The organism is Stenotrophomonas sp. Steno-Z4 (assembly GCF_056393145.1).
This window is the reverse complement of sequence record NZ_JBWJPC010000004.1, coordinates 378,737-395,892: the sequence shown is the minus strand read 5'-3', so window position 1 is coordinate 395,892 and position 17,156 is coordinate 378,737. Positions and strand designations below refer to the sequence as shown.

General features: G+C 67.8%; 18 protein-coding genes. 10 read left to right on the top strand and 8 right to left on the bottom strand.

The window, feature by feature from the left end:
- Positions 1–565: 565 nt before the first annotated feature.
- A complete protein-coding gene (locus AC06E7_RS12545; RefSeq protein WP_068852538.1) occupies positions 566–871 on the bottom strand; it encodes a hypothetical protein in 306 nt (101 codons plus the stop codon).
- A gap of 101 nt (positions 872–972) precedes the next feature.
- Here AC06E7_RS12545 and AC06E7_RS12540 point away from each other — a divergent pair, with 101 nt between their 5' ends.
- Positions 973–1,467 carry a DUF1543 domain-containing protein gene (locus AC06E7_RS12540; protein ID WP_345776809.1) on the top strand — a complete coding sequence of 165 codons (495 nt, stop codon included), beginning with the start codon at positions 973–975 and terminating at the stop codon, positions 1,465–1,467.
- On the opposite strand, the gene AC06E7_RS12535 is transcribed toward AC06E7_RS12540, so the two are convergent.
- Entirely contained in the window at positions 1,449–2,141 is a 693-nt protein-coding gene (locus tag AC06E7_RS12535) for a M949_RS01915 family surface polysaccharide biosynthesis protein (protein ID WP_478064942.1), read from the bottom strand. The genes AC06E7_RS12540 and AC06E7_RS12535 overlap by 19 nt on opposite strands.
- A gap of 236 nt (positions 2,142–2,377) precedes the next feature.
- Here AC06E7_RS12535 and AC06E7_RS12530 point away from each other — a divergent pair, with 236 nt between their 5' ends.
- Positions 2,378–3,142: a SapC family protein gene (locus AC06E7_RS12530; RefSeq protein WP_068854682.1), complete on the top strand. Its 765-nt coding sequence runs from the start codon at positions 2,378–2,380 to the stop codon at positions 3,140–3,142.
- 66 nt (positions 3,143–3,208) lie between these two features.
- Here AC06E7_RS12530 and AC06E7_RS12525 read toward each other — a convergent pair whose 3' ends face one another.
- A complete protein-coding gene (locus AC06E7_RS12525; protein ID WP_478064941.1) occupies positions 3,209–4,567 on the bottom strand; it encodes a CpaF family protein in 1,359 nt (452 codons plus the stop codon).
- Complete coding sequence (locus tag AC06E7_RS12520; RefSeq protein ID WP_478064940.1) at positions 4,552–5,817, bottom strand: CpaE/TadZ family protein; 1,266 nt, start codon at positions 5,815–5,817, stop codon at positions 4,552–4,554. Before AC06E7_RS12520 ends, AC06E7_RS12525 begins: the two co-directional genes overlap by 16 nt.
- Before the next feature lie 304 nt (positions 5,818–6,121).
- Between AC06E7_RS12520 and AC06E7_RS12515 the strand changes: the two genes are divergently transcribed.
- On the top strand, positions 6,122–7,105 hold the full coding sequence (locus AC06E7_RS12515; protein ID WP_478064939.1) for an AraC family transcriptional regulator: 984 nt from the start codon (positions 6,122–6,124) through the stop codon (positions 7,103–7,105).
- A 276-nt stretch (positions 7,106–7,381) separates the two neighbouring features.
- On the opposite strand, the gene AC06E7_RS12510 is transcribed toward AC06E7_RS12515, so the two are convergent.
- From AC06E7_RS12510 to AC06E7_RS12500, 3 genes are all read right to left on the bottom strand, one after another.
- On the bottom strand, positions 7,382–7,777 hold the full coding sequence (locus AC06E7_RS12510) for an OsmC family protein (RefSeq protein WP_093535850.1): 396 nt from the start codon (positions 7,775–7,777) through the stop codon (positions 7,382–7,384).
- Positions 7,778–7,879: 102 nt separating this feature from the next.
- Positions 7,880–8,740 (bottom strand): acid phosphatase, encoded by an 861-nt coding sequence (locus tag AC06E7_RS12505; protein WP_478064938.1) that lies wholly within the window; start codon positions 8,738–8,740, stop codon positions 7,880–7,882.
- A 22-nt stretch (positions 8,741–8,762) separates the two neighbouring features.
- Positions 8,763–10,301 carry a sensor histidine kinase gene (locus AC06E7_RS12500; RefSeq protein WP_478064937.1) on the bottom strand — a complete coding sequence of 513 codons (1,539 nt, stop codon included), beginning with the start codon at positions 10,299–10,301 and terminating at the stop codon, positions 8,763–8,765.
- Between the two features lie 357 nt (positions 10,302–10,658).
- Here AC06E7_RS12500 and AC06E7_RS12495 point away from each other — a divergent pair, with 357 nt between their 5' ends.
- The 3 genes from AC06E7_RS12495 (at position 10,659) to AC06E7_RS12485 (ending at position 12,927) form a co-directional block, all read left to right on the top strand.
- Positions 10,659–11,618, top strand: coding sequence for a helix-turn-helix domain-containing protein (locus AC06E7_RS12495; RefSeq protein ID WP_184123368.1), 960 nt, complete (start codon positions 10,659–10,661; stop codon positions 11,616–11,618).
- A 151-nt stretch (positions 11,619–11,769) separates the two neighbouring features.
- Positions 11,770–12,417, top strand: a complete 648-nt coding sequence (locus tag AC06E7_RS12490) for a response regulator (RefSeq protein ID WP_184123369.1) — start codon at positions 11,770–11,772, stop codon at positions 12,415–12,417.
- 120 nt (positions 12,418–12,537) lie between these two features.
- On the top strand, positions 12,538–12,927 hold the full coding sequence (locus AC06E7_RS12485) for a response regulator transcription factor (RefSeq protein WP_184123370.1): 390 nt from the start codon (positions 12,538–12,540) through the stop codon (positions 12,925–12,927).
- Positions 12,928–12,940: 13 nt separating this feature from the next.
- On the opposite strand, the gene AC06E7_RS12480 is transcribed toward AC06E7_RS12485, so the two are convergent.
- The gene (locus tag AC06E7_RS12480) at positions 12,941–14,131 is read right to left on the bottom strand and encodes a hypothetical protein (protein WP_478064936.1); all 1,191 of its coding nucleotides are present in this window, start codon (positions 14,129–14,131) and stop codon (positions 12,941–12,943) included.
- A 107-nt stretch (positions 14,132–14,238) separates the two neighbouring features.
- Between AC06E7_RS12480 and AC06E7_RS12475 the strand changes: the two genes are divergently transcribed.
- The 4 genes from AC06E7_RS12475 to AC06E7_RS12460 are packed head-to-tail and all read left to right on the top strand — an operon-like array spanning position 14,239 to position 17,143.
- Positions 14,239–14,670, top strand: a complete 432-nt coding sequence (locus AC06E7_RS12475) for a hypothetical protein (RefSeq protein WP_478064935.1) — start codon at positions 14,239–14,241, stop codon at positions 14,668–14,670.
- Positions 14,667–15,179, top strand: a complete 513-nt coding sequence (locus tag AC06E7_RS12470; protein WP_184123373.1) for a DUF202 domain-containing protein — start codon at positions 14,667–14,669, stop codon at positions 15,177–15,179. The genes AC06E7_RS12475 and AC06E7_RS12470 overlap by 4 nt, the downstream gene beginning before the upstream one ends.
- Positions 15,180–15,188: 9 nt before the next feature.
- Positions 15,189–16,112, top strand: coding sequence for a formylglycine-generating enzyme family protein (locus AC06E7_RS12465; protein WP_478064934.1), 924 nt, complete (start codon positions 15,189–15,191; stop codon positions 16,110–16,112).
- Positions 16,113–16,159: 47 nt separating this feature from the next.
- Complete coding sequence (locus AC06E7_RS12460; RefSeq protein WP_478064933.1) at positions 16,160–17,143, top strand: SphA family protein; 984 nt, start codon at positions 16,160–16,162, stop codon at positions 17,141–17,143.
- The last annotated feature ends 13 nt before the right edge of the window (positions 17,144–17,156 follow it).

Here is a 17,156-nt window from a genome sequence, read left to right as displayed (position 1 = left end):
GGGGGTACGGGGGGCGCCGTAAACCCCCCTCCGGGGTCCGGCCCAGCCGCCAGCGGCTGTGCGTTCAGTCGCACGCGAGGCAGTGCCTCGCAAGCAGTGCGCCTTCACCCATGGGGGCTCTTGCGAAACATCCATGTTTCGCAAAGCCCCCGTACCCCCATGCCCGCCGACCCTTTGACAGTGAGTCGGTGGCCAGGGAAAAGCGACAGCGTCGCGGCTGTCGTTGCCGTTGCCTTGCGTTTGATTTCCGTGGGCAACCAGCCAACTGTCAATGGCTGGCGGGGGTGGGTTTGCGGGACCGTAGAGCGCCATGGATGGCGCGAACGAGCTTACATGGGTGAAGGCGCACTGCTTGCGAGGCACTGCCTCGCGTGCGACTGAACGCACAGCCGCTGGCGGCTGGGCCGGGCCGCGGAGCGGGACTTGCAGCGTGTCCCGCAAACCCACACCCGCCGGCCAAGCCGAGGACGTTCGCAGACCAGGGCTTTTGCTTTTGCTTTTGCTTTTGCTTTTGCTTGTGCTCTTGCTCTTGCTCTTGCTCTGCGCCGTACGCGCTAAACCAACATCACTCGCAGCGGACTGCAGTGATGATGTTGTCCTTGTCGAGGTAGACACGCAGGCGGTCGGAACGATGGTCGCGGGTGGCGACGGTGGAGCCGGGGCCGATGGGGATGATCAGGCCGGCGCCGCTCTGCTTGAAGACAGTGCGCATGGTGGCTTCGTCGGCATTCTTGCCGATGGCCCAGGTCAGGCCTTCGGCGTGGCATTCGCCGCTGCCGGTGATTTCCGGCCCGGGCGCGGTGGCGCAGGCGGACAGGGACAGGGTGGCCAGGGCCACCAGCGGAAGCACGTTGCGCGAACGGGTCGTCATGGGTTGCTCCTGCGGTTGCCAGCCCCGACCATACCACCGCCGTGGTGGCCCCGGGGTGGGCGCCGCTACACTGGTGGCCGGAGTCGACCAAGGAGCCGGTGGTGCTGCACGTGTTCATGCTGGGTGGGCGTCATGCCCGCGCGCGGATCGAAGTCCATGACGTGGCGTTCGCCAACGTTGAACGCATCGAAGATGCGTATCCGCAGCTGCGCCGGGACTGGTTTGGCGAGGCCAAGGGCCTGCATGTCGATGGCTGGCTGGCCGTCGATGGGGTCGAGGACTATCGGGTAGGGTTTGGCGACGCCGCCCCGGCGGCGGACGAGCCCCGGCTGTTCTTCGTCAATCTGGGTGGTTATGTGCCCGGCGCACTGGGCGAAGCGCATGATTACCTGCTGCTGGTCGCGCCCGATCTGGCGGCGGCCCGGCGCAAGGCCAAGGCGCTGCAGGATGCGCGCTGGGACAAGCCGCATACCGACGCGTTGCTGGAGGTGGATGACTGCATCGCCATCGACCAGGTGGGGGGCCGCCATGTGCAGCTGGTGCGCGCTGCGCATGCGGGCATCGAACAGGTCAGCGATTACATCGTGATCGGCTGAGCGCGCAGCGTCGACCACAGCGCCTCCAGGTGCTGCACGAACGCTGCCGGCGCGGTCGCCAGGTTCGCGCTGCCGTGATGTTCGCCGCCGAAGGGCTCCTCCCCGGGCAGCGACACCCGCGTTTCACCTTCGATTCCGTAGCCGGTGCCGCCGTCTATCAGGCTGATGTGCAGCTGGTGCGGGTCGATGCCGCCCCCACAGAACGTGTGGCTGGCCAACGTGATCTCTGCCTGGCCATCGCCATCCAGGTCGGTCACGCCCACGTGCTCCAGGAACCAGCCCGCTTCCAGGTCCAGTCCGGCGCAGGGCTGGCGGATCTGACGCTGCCATTGCTTGCTCCAGGCCCCGCGCGGGTCCAACCGGGCATGCAGTTGCGCGGTCAGTACCGCGACGTCGAGCACGTTGCCGCTGTCGGCATCCTCAAGGGTTTCGTCTCTTCGCTCCAGCACCAGCAGGCCTTCCCCGTGGCGGTCGCGGAAATGCACGCGCCGAAGCACGTGGTCGCCCCCCGGTAGCGGCGCGGCAGTGGCCACCGGTTCGGGAAGCAGGGTCAGTTCGTGCACCGCCGCAGCCGGCCCCTGGTCGGCACAGGCGGCCAGCGCCAGGCAGGCGGCCCCCATCAGGGCAGGGTTGCGCAGGCGGAACAGGCGGGGCGGGCAGGCGGGATCGTGCATGGGGGTCGTCGCATAGCTGCCGTGATCATTACCCATCCCCTGCCCGCATGACCACGCACCGCGTCGCGACCGGCTCGTTTCGAGGGCCCGAATTGACCCCTCGAGCCCGTGTTGCTGCAATGCAGCGAATTCACCGGGCGGTAGCCGGCTGCAAAACAGCCACGCTATAGTGGTCGATCAATGCGGTGCCCGCTTTCGTGCCCGGGCTGTATGGCGCGTCGTACCTGACCAAATTCATGACTGCTGAAACGACTACTCCGCCGGCCGCTCCGGCCCAGGCTTCCGGTCCGCTGTTCTACCGCCAGCCGCTGCCGCTGCAATCGGACAAGCACGCCAACTGGCGCCTGCGTCCGGGTTCGCTGGCGTTTGCCGCCGAGACCAACGCCATTCCGGCGGTGATCGGCGAATTCGGCATGGCCGCCCAGCATTTCCCCATCCTGTTCACCGGACAGGATGCCTCGCCGATCGTGGCCGTGGGCCTGGCCCGCCGCAACCTGTTCGTGACCGACGGCAAGTGGGCCGATGACACCTACGCCCCGGCCTACCTGCGCCGCTATCCGTTCGTGTTCGTGCAGGCCGAGGATGATAATTTCCTGCTGGCGCTGGATGCCGATTCGGAACAGGTCAACCAGGGCGTCAGCGACGAAGGCGAGCCGCTGTTCGTTGATGGCAAGGCGACCGAACTGGTCGACAACGCCATGAAGTTCTGCGCTGATTTCACCCGCGAATACGAGCAGACCCGCCAGTTCAGCGCCGCGCTGAAGGAACAGGACCTGCTGGTCGAGCGCAGCATCGACGTGACCCTGCCCAGCGGTGAAAAGATGTCGGTGAACGGCTTCCACGTGGTGGACGTCGAGAAGTTCGCCAAGCTGCCTGACGCCATCGTCCTCGCCTGGCATCGCAACGGCTGGCTGGCCTCGATCCACCACCACCTGAGCTCGCTGGCGCGCTTCAATGCGCTGGTGCAGCGCCAGAGCGCGCAGGTCGCTGCCGCGGCCTGATCACGCAATGGCGTGTGAGGACAGAAAACGGCGGCCGCAGGGCCGCCGTTTCTGTCTGTCCCGGCATCAGGAACGGCTGCCCCGTGCCTGGCGCAGCTGCCGTCGGAACGCCTCGAGCTTGCTGGAGCGGGGTTGGAGGTCGATCCCGACCCAGCGGTCCTGCTCGCGGCCATCGGCATCGATCTGCAGTTCGTGATGGAACAGTTCGCGGGTGCCGATGGCGCCGTCGCTGATGCCGGTCACCTCGCCGATCGACGCCACCACGCGGCGACCGCTGCCCAGCCGCTGGACATGCACCACGAAATCAACCGCACTGGCGATCTGCCGACGCACGTTGTCTTCGCTGCCCTGGAAGCCCGCGAGTCCTGCCAGGATCTCCAGCCGTTGCAGGCAGTCGCGCGCGGAGCTGGCGCGCACAGTGGCCATGGAACCATCGTGCCCGGTCGCCATCGCCTGCAGCATCTCGATGACCTCGGCGCCGCGCAGTTCACCGACCAGGATCCGGTCGGGGCGCATGCCCAGGCTGCTGCGCATCAGCTCGCGGATGCCGACCGCGCCCTGGCCGTCCACGCCCGGTGCGCGGCTTTCCAAGCGCACGACATGCGGGTGCTTGAGCGTCAGTTCGGCAACCTCTTCGACGGTGGCGATGCGCTCGTCGGCCGGAATGTATCCGGCCATGGCGTTGAGCAGCGCGGTTTTCCCCGAATCGGCGGTGCCGCAGACGAGGACGTTGCAGCGGCCCAGCACCATCGCGTTCAACAGCGCATGCACGGCGGGATCGAACGTGCCCATGCGCAGCAGCTCGTCACAGGTGAACGGGGTCCTGCGGAACTTGCGGATGGAGACCACCGGGCCATCCAGCGCCAGCGGCGGGATGATCGCGTTGAGATGGCCACCAGCGGGCAGGCGTACGTCCGCGATCGGGCAGTCTTCGTCCAGCCGGCGCCCCAGCGGGGCCAGGATGCGGCGCAGGATCCGCAGCAGGTGGTCATCATCGGTGAAACGCTGGTTGATCGGTACCAGCTGCCCGGCCTGGGAGACATGGATATCCCGGTAGCCGTTGATGAGGATGGCATCGATGGCGGGGTCGCGCAGCAGGTCTTCCAACGGGCCGAAGCCGGTCAGTTCCTTGACCAGCGCGGCTGCCACGATTTCCATTTCGGCGGCATTGACCGGGATGCGCCATTCCTGCACGAACCGGTCGGTCTGGGTGGTTACGTAGCGGGCTACCGTGACCGGCGACCAGGCGTCGATGTCGACCTGGCCATCCTCGATGCTGTTGAGCAGGTGCTCATGGGCAGCGGCCAGCACCCGCAGGAAGTCCTCGGACTGCGCGAACGGCACCCGTGGGTCCGCTGCCGGATCCGCCGGCACGGAATCCGCATGCGCAGCGACCGGGCCGAGCGGGGCTACTTTCTTTTCCATTGACGGCTGTCCAGGAAGCGCATGAGGGTTTCCAGCGGTGTGTGCGGCCGCGCAGGCGGCGCGGCAGGGCACAGGCGCGCCAGCAAGGGCGCGAGCGCGCGCAGGTAGGGCGCGCGGGGGGCATCGTGCAACAGCAGGTGCCCATGGTTGGCGCTGGTGCGCAGGCGTTCGCAGCAGGGCAGGGCAGCCAGCAGCGGCAGGCCGAACCGGTCAGCGATCTGGGCCGGGCCCAGTCCGCCGCCCTGGTGGTGGCGGTTGATGACCAACTGCAGGCGCGCGTCGCGGCTGCCGATGGCGTCCAGGTGTTTCAACACCTGGTCGAGTGAGACCAGCGTGCCGATCGCCGGGTCGGCGACGAGCCAGATCTCGTCGGCACCGTTGAGGAGGGAGCGGGGAACCTGGCGGACCGGAACACCACCCAGGTCGCACAGCACCGTGCCGAACACGCCGCGCAGGCGCTGCATCAGGACCGCCGGATCGGCAAGGGCACCGCCATCTCCGCCTGCCGGCTGTCCCAGCAGGTGAAGTCCGCCGTCGTGCCGGGTCACTACCGTGCGGACCAGGTTGGCGTCGATGCGGTTGGCATGGCGCAGCGCATCCTCGTAGTGGAACTGGCTGTCCACGTTGAGGTACAGCGCGGCATCGCCGGCCGGATGGCCGAGATCGACCAGCAGGGTGCACGTGGCGTCGTCCTCTCCGGCGCGGGGCACGGCGAGCTGTTGCGCCATCACCCCCAGATGGGTGGCCAGCGTGCTGGTGCCGACCCCGGCGCGTACGCCCAGCAGCAGGATCAGCCGGGCCTTCGCAGCGCCCGGCGCAGGCAGGTCGGGAACATTGGCAGGCACGGCGGCGGCGCGGCGCAGCACGGCGTCGATCTCGGCGGTGCTCGCTTCCAGGTCGAGAATGTCGCGCAGGCCCGCCCGTACCGCCGCGACAATGCCATCCTCCTCTTTCGACGAGGTCGACCCTACCGCGACCAGCGGCAGGTCGGGATGACTGCGCTGGAGCCGCCTGGCCAGCTCGCTCGAGGCCTGGGCGGCCCCGCGCAGATAATCCAGCAGCACCACGCAGGGGCCGCTGCGACGATGGACGTCGAGGGCACCCGCCGGCGCGGCACTGTCCTGCCAGTGCACGCGCATGCCGACCGGGAGCCGGGCTTCGAGCAGGGCGGCCAGGTGGCTGGCCGGGGCGTAGAGGACGAGGGTCATCGGTGGCGGCCTGGGGTGCAGCAGCTGGAGGGGAGCGGCCATGGGAGGCGTCCTTGCGCGCGGGGCACGTCGGACGATGTTCCGCCACCGCTGGCCCCGGCGGATGCACAAAATCGGCAGGGTGTTGCATGCCACCCCGTGATGGCCCCATGGACATCAAGTGAATGGAGGATATTGACGCCGTGTAAACACCTTCACGCAGAAACTCCGCGAAAACACACCGATATTCTGTCCGGTAGAACCAGCGACGCATTCCGAAGGGGGGAATGCCCAGCAAACCAGGAAGGGGCCTGCACGGTGGATGGCGACCATCGTGGAGTCCACGCCAAACGGGGAAACCGCTGTCATGGCCGATGGTGAAGTGCAGGAGGTTCAGGGTACCGCGTTACGCCAGCATGACCTGGCGTCACTGGGCGGTGTGCTCCGGGTCTGCGAACTGGAAATGGTGCTGCTGGACGACAACGGGCCGCGCGCATCGATCCAGTCGCAGGTGCATGATGAATCGCTGTTCTGCACGGTCAGCTGCGGTTTCCAGTTCCGCGGACGCTTCGTGTTGCCGCCGGAATGGTGCCTGCTGGGTTTCATCCACGAGACCGACCCATCGCGAAGCTGGTGCCACGGCGTGAGCCTGGGCGCGGGTACGGCATTGACGGTGTTTCCAGAAGGCGCCAGTGAATTCGCGCTCAGTGCCGGCAGCCGTTTCAGCTTCCTGCTTACGCCCATGCACCGGGTGCAGCGCAAACTCACCGAACTCAGCCTGCGTTCGAACCTGCCTTTCGGGCAGGCACTGACGCTGTTCGATGCGGGCGCCAGCGGTTGCGGGCTTGCCGGGCGCTACGCGCAGCTTCCCGCATGGCTCGGCGGAGCGGATCCGGCGCTGCCTGCTGACGCTGCGGCCGTGCTGGTGCACGAACACGTGCAGGCCCTGCTCGCGGCCCAGGGCCAGAGCCGGACGGCCAATTCCCGTGCGCGCCGCGCGCACTATCTGATCTCACAGCGCGCCGAATCCTTCATGCGGCAGAATCTGCGGCGCAACATCTACATGCACGAGATCTGCGCCGCAGCGGGCGTGAGCGAGCGTGCCCTGCGCTATGCCTTCGAGGACCTGTTCGGCACCTCGCCCAACCGGTACCTGTCGATGCTGCGGCTGTGCGCCGCATGCCGCGGCCTGTCGATGGCCGACGCCACCCGCAAGTCGGTCAAGGCGGTGGCGCTCAGCTGTGGCCTGTGGGATCTGTCGCGGTTCGCCGACAACTATCGGCGCGTGTTCGGTGAGCTGCCCCGGGACACCCTGATGCGTGCGCCTGCCTCGGCGGGCATCCCGGCCTGAAGGCACGTTTCCGGCAACGTGCCGGAATTGCGCATCCACATGCCGCATTCCTCCCTCGTCTTGCCGGAACGCACGTTCGTGCTGCCGGATCGAAGCGTCTGCGCATCCACACCGGCGTTCTAATGACCACGAAGCGCCAACGCGTGGACAGGGCCCTGTAGGTCCAGGAGCACGCGACCGGCACGCTTTGTCCTGGCTCGCTGTCAACCGCGGGATGTCTCCCCCGTCATCGCTCAGGGGGCAGCGAGCCAGGCCATTTCTCGCTTGCGATCCGTCTCAGCCGGCAGCCCGCTCGCTGGTGATCACCGCACCTTCGCGCATCACCAGGGTCACCGGCGTCCGTTCCACGACGTCCAGCAACCGTTGCCACTGCGCGTCATCAAGCGCACCGCTGGCATGCAGCACCCGGTGGACCAGCAGGCGGTTGTCGGCGTCGCGGGAGGAGGACAGTTCGGCGCGGAACTCGCCGAGGTCCCAGCCCTTCTTCTCCGCATACATGCGCAGGGTGATGGCCGTGCAGGCCGACAGCGCCGCCAGGTACAGCTCGAACGGCGCCATGCCCGCGCCCTGTCCGCCGAGCGTGGCAGGCTCATCGGCCACCACGTGGTGTGCACCGGCCTGGATCTGGTGACGGTAGTTGGGGCCGTCGGAAACAATCTTGACCTGTGCCATGGCGTACGCTCTGCAACGGGAATGTGGGGCGCCGAGCATGCCACGCCGGCTGGCTGCGCGCAGCCGGCCAGCGGCGGGACGGTTTGTTGCCTTCGCGGGTGGCTACTCCACGCCGGGTATCTTCACCTTCAATGCGGTCGCCTCGGCCTCGCAGTCCTGGGCCACCACGCCGCTGCCGCGCAGGCTGTCGATCTCCGCACGGGCCGCCCTCATATCCGCGTTGAAGGTTTCATTGGCGTGCAGCACCGCGACGGCGCCAGCGCCGACCGCACGCCCCTGCAGTACATCGCTTTGCCAGTGCGCGTTGCAGATCAGCCGGTTTTCGCCGAACGCGCGACCGCGGGCGAGCACGGCATCGGCCTGCGCCGGGCTCAGCTCGCTCAGCAGCAGTGCCCAGGCCCAGCCGATCGAGGCATGGCCGGACGGATAGGAGCCGTCGGTGCGCAGCGAGGCTTCATCGGCCGGGAAGCAGGTCTTCTCTTTGTAGAACACGAACGGCCGTGTGCGCTTGTAATGGTCCTTGGCCGCGTACGTGGCCAGGCCCGCATCGACGAGGCTGCGTTGCAGCAGCAGGTAGAGGCGCGGCGTATCCTGCTGGCTGATCGGCACCCCCAGCGCGCAGGAAAACGTGCTGGCGACGTGCGGGAAGCGCAGGTCGGCATCGCGGCTGGCCAGTGCGTAGCGCGGACTGGATTTCAACTTCTGCGATGCCCGGCTGGTCGCCTGGTCACGGGCAAACCCGGGCGAACCCTTGGCGGGAGGCGGCGGCAGCAGGACCAGGCTGTCGGGCAGCGCACGTCCCAGATAGCCGGCGGGCACGCCCGGGCGCAGCTCCGGAACGGGCGCCGGCGGTGGCGGCAGCGCGGAGGGGAGCAGCGCCGGTGATGGGCTGGTCAATGGGCCGGTGGCGCAGCCGACCAACAGCGCGACGGCAAGCCAAGACGCCTTGCGATGAGCGGGCATGGACACCTCCATCCGTAGGGTTCTACTGGCCGGCCGCACCACGCGGCGCGGCATCGCGCAGGGGAAAGCGCACCTCGATCCGCGCACCGCCGAGCGGGCTGGTGCCCACGTGCAGGGTGCCGGCCAGCAGGCGTGCGCGTTCTTCCATGCTGATCAGGCCCAGCCCGGGCGTGCGCCGCAGGTGGCTGGCCAGGATGCCCACGCCATCGTCATCCACCCGCAGCACCACGTTCTGGCCACGCACGCACACCAGCACGTCGGCCACGCTGGCGCGCGCGTGCTTGTCCACGTTGTTGACCGCTTCCTGGACGATCCGGAACAGGCTCAGCTCCTGATCGTCGTTCAGGCGTGGCGCGTCCTCGATGCTGCAGCGCAGCCGCAGCCGTCCGCGTGCGTTGCGCTTGATGCAGAACGCATCCAGCGCACTGGCCAGCCCGGTGAAGCGCAGGATGCTGGGGTGCAGTTCGTGCGAGATGGCGCGGATGTCGTTGGACACCGACAGCAGCTGGTCCTGCAGTTCCACCACGCTGGGGCGCTCGGAAGGCGGGATGTGGTTGCGCAGGGTACTGAGCCGGATCGAGATCGCGGCCAGCGACTGGTTGACGTCGTCATGCAGGTCGCGCGCGATCCGGGTGCGTTCCTCTTCCTGCACCACCAGCATCCTCCCGGTGACCTCGCCCAGGCGCGCGTACGCACGCTGCAGTTTTATCCGGTTGGACAGCTTCTGCTCGGAGAGTGCGCCCAGGAACAGCAGTGCGAACCCCGTGCACAGGGTCCAGGCCTGGCCGGTGAGCAGGTTGCGCTCGGGCGTCCAGAAGCCGAACGGTCCCATCGCTTCCACGCCCAGCTGCATCCCCAGCACCGCGACTACCACCATGGTCAAGGATGCCCCCGCGATGCCAAACACGATCAGTGCCCAGACCAGCAGCGGAATCGGCGCCAGGGTGAGCAGCGGGGTGACCACCCCGTCCTGCCAGTCCACCGTCCACAGCACCACCAGCAGGCCCAGCAGCAGCAGGGCCAGGCCCAGCGTCTGCCAATGCCAGCCGTGGCGGCGCTCGGGCGCTTCAAGGATGCGGGCCACGTTGACCAGGGCCGGCACGATCAGCAGGTAACTGACGCTGCTCGTGAGGGCCAACTCGCGCATCGTGGCGGGCGCCAGCGCAGGACCGCGTCCACCCAGCGCCAGCGCGTACCACCACGCCCCGCACAGGGGCAGCAGCACACAGGCCAGCAGTAGGAACAGGGTCAGGTCGCGGTAGTCCTCCAGCGCAGCGCGCTCGCCGCGCCAGCGCAGCAGCAGCCACGCCACCATTGCCACCATGGCGAACTCGCCCAGGCTGGCCAGCAGGCGTGGCAGTGCCGACAGCGGCACCAGCAGCAACGACAGCACGGTGCCGGCGCAGGCGGCGAGGATGCACCCGCGCCATTGGCTGCGTGGTGTGAACAGCAACCAGCCCAGCAGTACCGGGCCGGGTATCCACAGCACATGCAGCTGCGGGTTGGGGGCAAGCGTGGGCAGCCACTGGCCGAGCATGCAGCCGAGCAGGAGCGGGAGCACGTTTGTTATGAGGATGCGCACATCCAGTGGAGACGATGTGAAGCGCTCACTCCGACGCAAGGACAAGCGGTTGCGGGTAGTGTCGGCCGGGGGCGTCCCGACCTGGTTCACCTGGCTGCTGGCCTGCACTCTGCACCTCGGGAGATGCGCGGGATCACCACACTGGCAATCCATGCGCCATAACGTGGTACGACTTTCGGGTGAGCAACGGACTGCGACCGGTCACGGCTGGGGGCTTTGGCGGCACGACTTGTCGCCATGTCGTAACGGCCCCACAATCGCGCCGATGAGAACAGGTTGACTCGACGCGCGCTATCCACATTCCGACGAATCCGGGAGCTGGCGATGGACGAACCGATGTCCCCCTACAGCCGTTTTGTCGTTGACGGCTTCGATGCGGACGCCCTGCTGGGGGTGGTGCGCGATACCCGCTTCGAACAGCGGCTGCTGGCCGCCGGCCACTTCCGCGCCTGCGTGCAGCGCCTGGTCTTTCCCGAGTTCAGTCTGGACAGCGGCGCCTACACGCTGCCGATCTTTGCCAGTGGCAGCTTCAGCCAGGGCATGATCGCGCTGGCGCTGGCCGTCACGTGCGCGCAACCCATGTGGGCCAACGGACGCTGGATCGAGGCGGGCCAGATCATGGTGTTTGCCGAGGACAGCGAGTTGAACGTGCGCCCCAGTCCTGGGGGCTGGCAATGGGCCGTGATGCTCATTCCGCGCACCGTGCTGCAGCGTGAAGCGGTGCAGCGGGTCGGGCGCGAACTGCGGCTGCCGCGGGTCGGCTGGTACAGCCGCGCGGCGGCCCCCACGGACGCGCGCAACCTGCGCGAAGGGGTGTTCACGGTACTGCAGGACGCCGCCGGTTGGCAGGGGATCGTTCCGCCCGAACAGCTGCAGATGCAGGCAGCCACCCTGCTCGGGGTGTTCATCGATGCCGTGGCGGCGTCCGATGGCGGACCCGAACGGCGGGGGTTGGGCAGCTGCAACGAGCGCCGCCGCGACGCCATCGTGCGCCAGGCCGAGGCCTATCTGAAATTGCAGCTGGACAATCCCTATGACAGCCGGGCGCTGTCCCGGCACCTGGGCGTGGGCGAACGCCAGCTGGAGCGTCTTTTTCGTGATGCTTACGGACATGGCCCGTGCCATTGGCACCAGCTGGCGCGGTTGAACCTGGCCCGCAGTGCCCTGCGGCATGCCCGGGGCTCGGTCGGGGTGACCGAGGTGGCGACGCGTTTTGGCTTTGCGCATCTGGGGCGCTTCTCGGTGATGTACCGCGACGTGTTCGGCGAAAGCCCCCGGGATACCCTGCGTGGCTGAACCGTTTTGAACGTCCGTCACAGTGTGAAACAACGTCACGGCGCCATCACGTCGGCACCATCAAGGTCGAATCGTTGTGCGGGGCTGGCGCTACCGCTGGCCCGCAGAGCACTTCAATCAGGGGACGATTGATGCCACGGGAGACGACAACATGCAGGTTTCGTATTCGCCGGCGGAGTGCCGGTATCGCAGGGTAGTGCTGGCCGACGACCACCGCGTGGTGGCGCAGGGCATCGAGCATCTGTTGGAGGACCGGTTCGAGTCGATCGAACTGGTGTCTTCCGGACAGGAACTGGTTGACGCCGTAAGGCGGGATCCGCCCGACGTCGTGGTGGCCGACATCAGCATGCCCGGCCTGACCGGCATCCAGGCACTGCGTCGGATGCGCGAAGAGGGCTACGAGATGCCGGTGGTGTTCCTCACCATGCATGACGAGTCGAGCGTCGCCGCCGAGGCGATCCGCGCCGGCGCCCGCGGCTATGTGCTCAAGAGTGCGGCGGGTGAGGAACTGGTGCGGGCGTTGGCGGGCGTGATGGGCGGGCACACGTATGTGACCCCGACCCTGGCGGTGGATGCCATCACCAATGCGGGCCGGCAGCAGTACGTGCTGACCGACAAGCAGCTGCGCATCCTGGAGTACGTCGCGCGCGGCCTGCGCTCCAAGCAGATCGCCTACGAACTTGGGGTGTCGGTGCGCACGATCGAATCGCACAAGTACGCGATCATGCAGGAGCTCGGCGTGCACGGCACGCTGGAACTGGTGCGCAAGGCCGAACACGAAGGCCTCATCCGGCATTGAGCACCGTCTGCATACGGGACGCGGGCAAGTAGATTTACTTGCCCGCGTCCGGTTGTTTTTCCCTTGTCCGGGGGACAGGCACGGCACACCATCAGGGAACGCGTCGACCTGGCGGGAACCATGAATGCTGCCCGTGTGCTGCTTGCCGAAGACGGCTCCGCCATGGGCCGGCAACTGCGTGGCCTGCTTGCCGAACAGTTCGAGGTGATCGGCCTGGTGCAGGACGGCGCCTCGCTGGTCAAGGCAGCGCAGTCGATGCTGCCCGACGTGGTGGTGACCGACATCGCCATGCCCGAGCTCAACGGCCTGGAAGCGGCGCGGCGGCTGCGCGTGCAGCGGCCGGTACTGGGCGTGGTGTTCATCACCGTGCATGCCGAGCCGCAGATGGTGGACCAGGCCATGGCCCTGGGCCCGTGCAGCTATGTGCTCAAGTCCGATGCCGGCGACGACCTGGCGCTGGCCGTGCAGGCCGCGCTGCGCGGAGAGCGCTTCATTTCGCGCTCGCTCTGAGGCGGTTGCGCGCTCAGACCAGGATGCCGGCCAGCTTGGCGACCAGCTCGTCCACCGACATCGCCACCAGGGCCAACGGCAGCAGCGGGACGACCGCCGGCAGGATCATGCCCACCAGGTTCCAGCGCGTGAGCGGCACGACCGACATGGCGGCGGTGCCCTGGTAGACAGCGCTGAAATCGGCGAAGGCCGAGGCGTCGTTGTGATCGAGCAGGGACGCGTTGCCGGCGGTGTTCTCGCTGGCGGCTTTCCAGCGCTGGTCGAATGCCGCTGCCGCGCGGTTGCCCAGTGCACTGAAGCGGTACAGCGCGTGGCGCCGCGTGCGGATCAACGAGGGCGTCAGCAGCAGCAGCGGCGCGATCAGCAGCAGGGTCGAGCCGATGACATAGCCGGCCAGCAGGTGGCGCATGGCGTACAGCGAATCGCCCAGATAGGTCATGTGGTTGAGGCAGGCGCCAGAGAGCACCAGCGCACCGGCCGCCGCCAGCATGCCGAAACGCGCCTGCGCCAGGCCGAGGAACGCCAGCCCACCGCTCCCGTCCGGGTGTTCGGCGTGCAGGTTCAGGCCTACCGCCGGCAACCGTGCCAGCAGCACCGCCCACAGCAGGAACCGCCACAGCCACAGCAGGCCGACCAGCCGGAACAAGGGCATGCCTACCCAGGCGTACCAGTGCCCGGCCGGGGTGATCACGCCGGCGTGGCTGCGCCAGTCCGGGACGCCGGACAGCAGATCCACCGTGCCGCCCTGTACGAACACCGGCAGGAGGGCCAGCACGATGCACACCAGTTCCGGCCAACGGCTGTCGCGCCACCGACGGATGCTGGCCAGCAGTGCCTGCAATCGCGGCTGGCGGCGCGGATGGACCAGGCTGGCATGGGTCAACTGGCGCAGGGCACCGTGCAGCAGAGCGTCGGCGCGTGGCGCGGCGAGCACCAGCAGCGGCAGGGCCAGCAGCAGGCGCGACAGGGTGGCGTAGTCGCCCAGCAGCGCCATGGCCCGCGGACGCGGCCACAGCATGGCGTCCGTCGCCGCAAGCGGCAGCAAGGGCAGGAACGTGATTGCCAGCAGCGCTCCGGCGAGCCACCACGACAGCCGCCGGCTGCCGTGCAGCGCGCCGCTGGCGTGCAGCAGGCGATGCACCAGTCCACCGCGCATCAATGAGTAGCTGTCCTGGCTCATGCGGATGGAGCATACGCTTGCCATGCAGGGTGGCCGGCGCAGTAAAAATACTGAAGCCGGTGCAGTACCTATCCCGATGTGCGTTGCGGTTGCCGCCGCCAAGCTGGAATCCTGTTGAACGGGACCCGGCAATGCTCCTGGCCATCGATTTCCTGACGCGTTTCTGGACGGACATGATCGGTCGTGCCGACGGTCCGATGACGTTCCGGTTCTTCCTGCAGCCGACCATGGCGCTGATCACCGCGCTGATCGACGGCATCCGCGCCGCGCGGGCGGGCAAGCCGCCCTATGCGTGGCTCATCGCCCACAGCAGCGGCGTTGAGCGCCTGGCCACGTGGCGCGAAGGGGTTACCGCAACGACGCGGATCCTGTTGCTGGGCGTGGTCATGGACGTGATCTACCAGGTGCGCGTGTACGGCGGCTTCCGCTACCCGCTGGAAGCGTTCGTGCTTGCGGTCGTACTGGGGTTCATTCCCTACCTCATCCTGCGTGGCCCCTTCACCCGCCTGGCGGGCCATTGGCTGCGGCGTCATCCCCACCACGGCAAGGATTCCCGGCCATGACCGAGAAAGATCCGGCGAAGGCACTGTCCGACCGCGCCATCACCATCGAGCAGGCACGGCAGACGCTGGGCGGCACCGACCAGGCATCGCTGGAGCTGTCCTCGCGGCGCACCGGCATGTCGTTCCAGCGCACGCGGATGAGCGCCGACCGCACGCTGATGTCGATCATCCGCACCGCGCTGTCGCTGATCGGATTCGGCTTCACCATCTACCAGTTCTTCGGCCACATGCTGGAGGTGCCGGGCACCGCGCTTCGCCCGCATGCGCCACGCAACTTCGGCGTGGCCCTGGTCGCGCTGGGCATGGTCATGCTGACCCTGGGCATCGTCTACCACCTGCGCTACATGAAGGAGCTGCGCAGCGAGCGTGCCCTGATGATGGGCGAAGGCCTGATCCACGGCGAAAGCCACTACCCGATATCGCTGACCCTGATCACCGCCGGCCTGCTCTGGCTGCTTGGCCTGCTGGCGATCGTGAGCATGACCTTCAATGTTGCGCCTTTCGGCTGAGGGGAAGAGATGAGTGTCGTGGCCGATACCATGATCGAGATCGACGGCGGGGTCTTCCTGATGGGCTCCAACGACCATTACCCGGAAGAGCGCCCCGCGCACAAGGTGCGGGTGGCGCCGTTCCGGATCGACCGCTATCCGGTCACCAACCGCGAGTTCTCGCGCTTCGTCAGCGCCACCGGTTATGTGACCGCGGCCGAGCGGCCGGCCGATCCGCGCGACTACCCGGGCGCGGCCCCGGCGCTGCTGGTGCCCTCGTCGGTGGTGTTCGTGCAGCCCTCCGGCCCGGTGGACATGTCCAACACCCACAACTGGTGGCACTACGTTTCAGGCGCCAACTGGCGCCATCCGCGCGGACCCTTCACCCAACTGGACGGCCTGGATGACCACCCGGTGGTCCATGTGAACTTCGCCGATGCGCAGGCGTATGCGAAATGGATCGGCAAGGACCTGCCCACGGAGGCGGAGTGGGAGTACGCCGCACGTGGCGGCCAGGAGCCCAGCGAGTTCGCCTGGGGCGACAGCCTCACCGTGCGCGGGCGGCACCAGGCCAATACCTGGCAGGGCGAGTTCCCGTGGATGAACGTGGAGGAAGACGGGCACCGCTGGACCTCGCCGGTGGGCAGCTATCCGCCGAACGGTTACGGGCTGTACGACATGATCGGCAACGTGTGGGAGTGGACCAGCGACTGGTACCAGCAGCACGACCAGCTGCAGAGCAGGGCCTGCTGCGCGATCGACAACCCGCGCGGCGGCGAGCGCCAGCGCAGCCACGACCCGGCCGACCGCAGCGGCATCCCGCGGCGGGTGATGAAGGGCGGCTCGCACCTGTGCGCGCCCAACTACTGCCGCCGCTACCGGCCCGCCGCGCGGATGGCCCAGCCGATCGACACCTCCACCTGCCACGTCGGCTTCCGCTGCGTGGAACGCTGATGCGCCGCCACCGCGCCCACCGTCCACAACCGCATGAGGTGACTGCCATGACCTGCCCATCCGCTTTGCATTACCGTCGCAGCTGCGTGGCCACTGCCGTGCTGCTGGGCACGCTGGCACTGGTGGCCGCGCTGCCGGCGCACGCTGTCGAAGGCGGGCTGGGGCGCTCCATCACCGGGATGCAGATCACCTCGTACGTGGGCGTCATTCCGCCCGAGCCGGGCATGCAGTGGTCATTGAGCTACGTGCACTATGACGGCAGGATCGGCGGCAGCCGACCGGCACCCATCGCCGGGCAGGTTTCGCTGGGCCTGGAAGCCGATGTCAGCCTGACCGCGGCCACCGGGGTGTACGTGTGGCCGACCAAGGCCGGCAGGTGGAACTTCGCCACCATGCTGACCGTGCCCTACATCGATGCCGATGTGACCGCCGGCCTGCAGGGCCCGCTCGGCAACCAGGTGCGGGTGCAGGACAGTGCGTCCAACCTGTTCGACGTGTACTTCGCACCGGTGATTGCCGGTTTCCATATCGACCAGGTACAGCACGTCTCGTTCGGCCTGTACGTGTATGCACCCACGGCGAAGTACACCCCGGGCAAGCTGGCCAACCCCGGGCTCAATGTCTGGACCGTGTCGCCAGCGGTGGGGTACACCCACCTGTTCCAGAAGGGCACGCTGGAGTTCAGCGTGCTCGGCGGCATGGACTGGTACAGCCGCAACGACGACACCGATTACAAGAACGGCCTGGTACTGCGCACCGATGCACTGCTGGTCAAGCGCACGGCCAGCGGTTGGGGCTTCGGCGCGGCGGCGGGCTGGCTGCAGCAGGTCCAGGACGACGACGGTGACCTGGCCGACCGGCTCAACGGGTTCAAGGGCCGCGCGTTCGGCGCCGGACCGGTGCTGACCTATGGGAAGAAGTGGCCGGGGGGCGAGCACGTGGATGTGTCGTTCCGGTACCTCAGTGAATTCAGCGTGCGCAACCGCTTCGAGGGCGATCCCTGGAGCGTGTCGATCAGCGCCGGCTTCTGAGCCGCGCATCCGT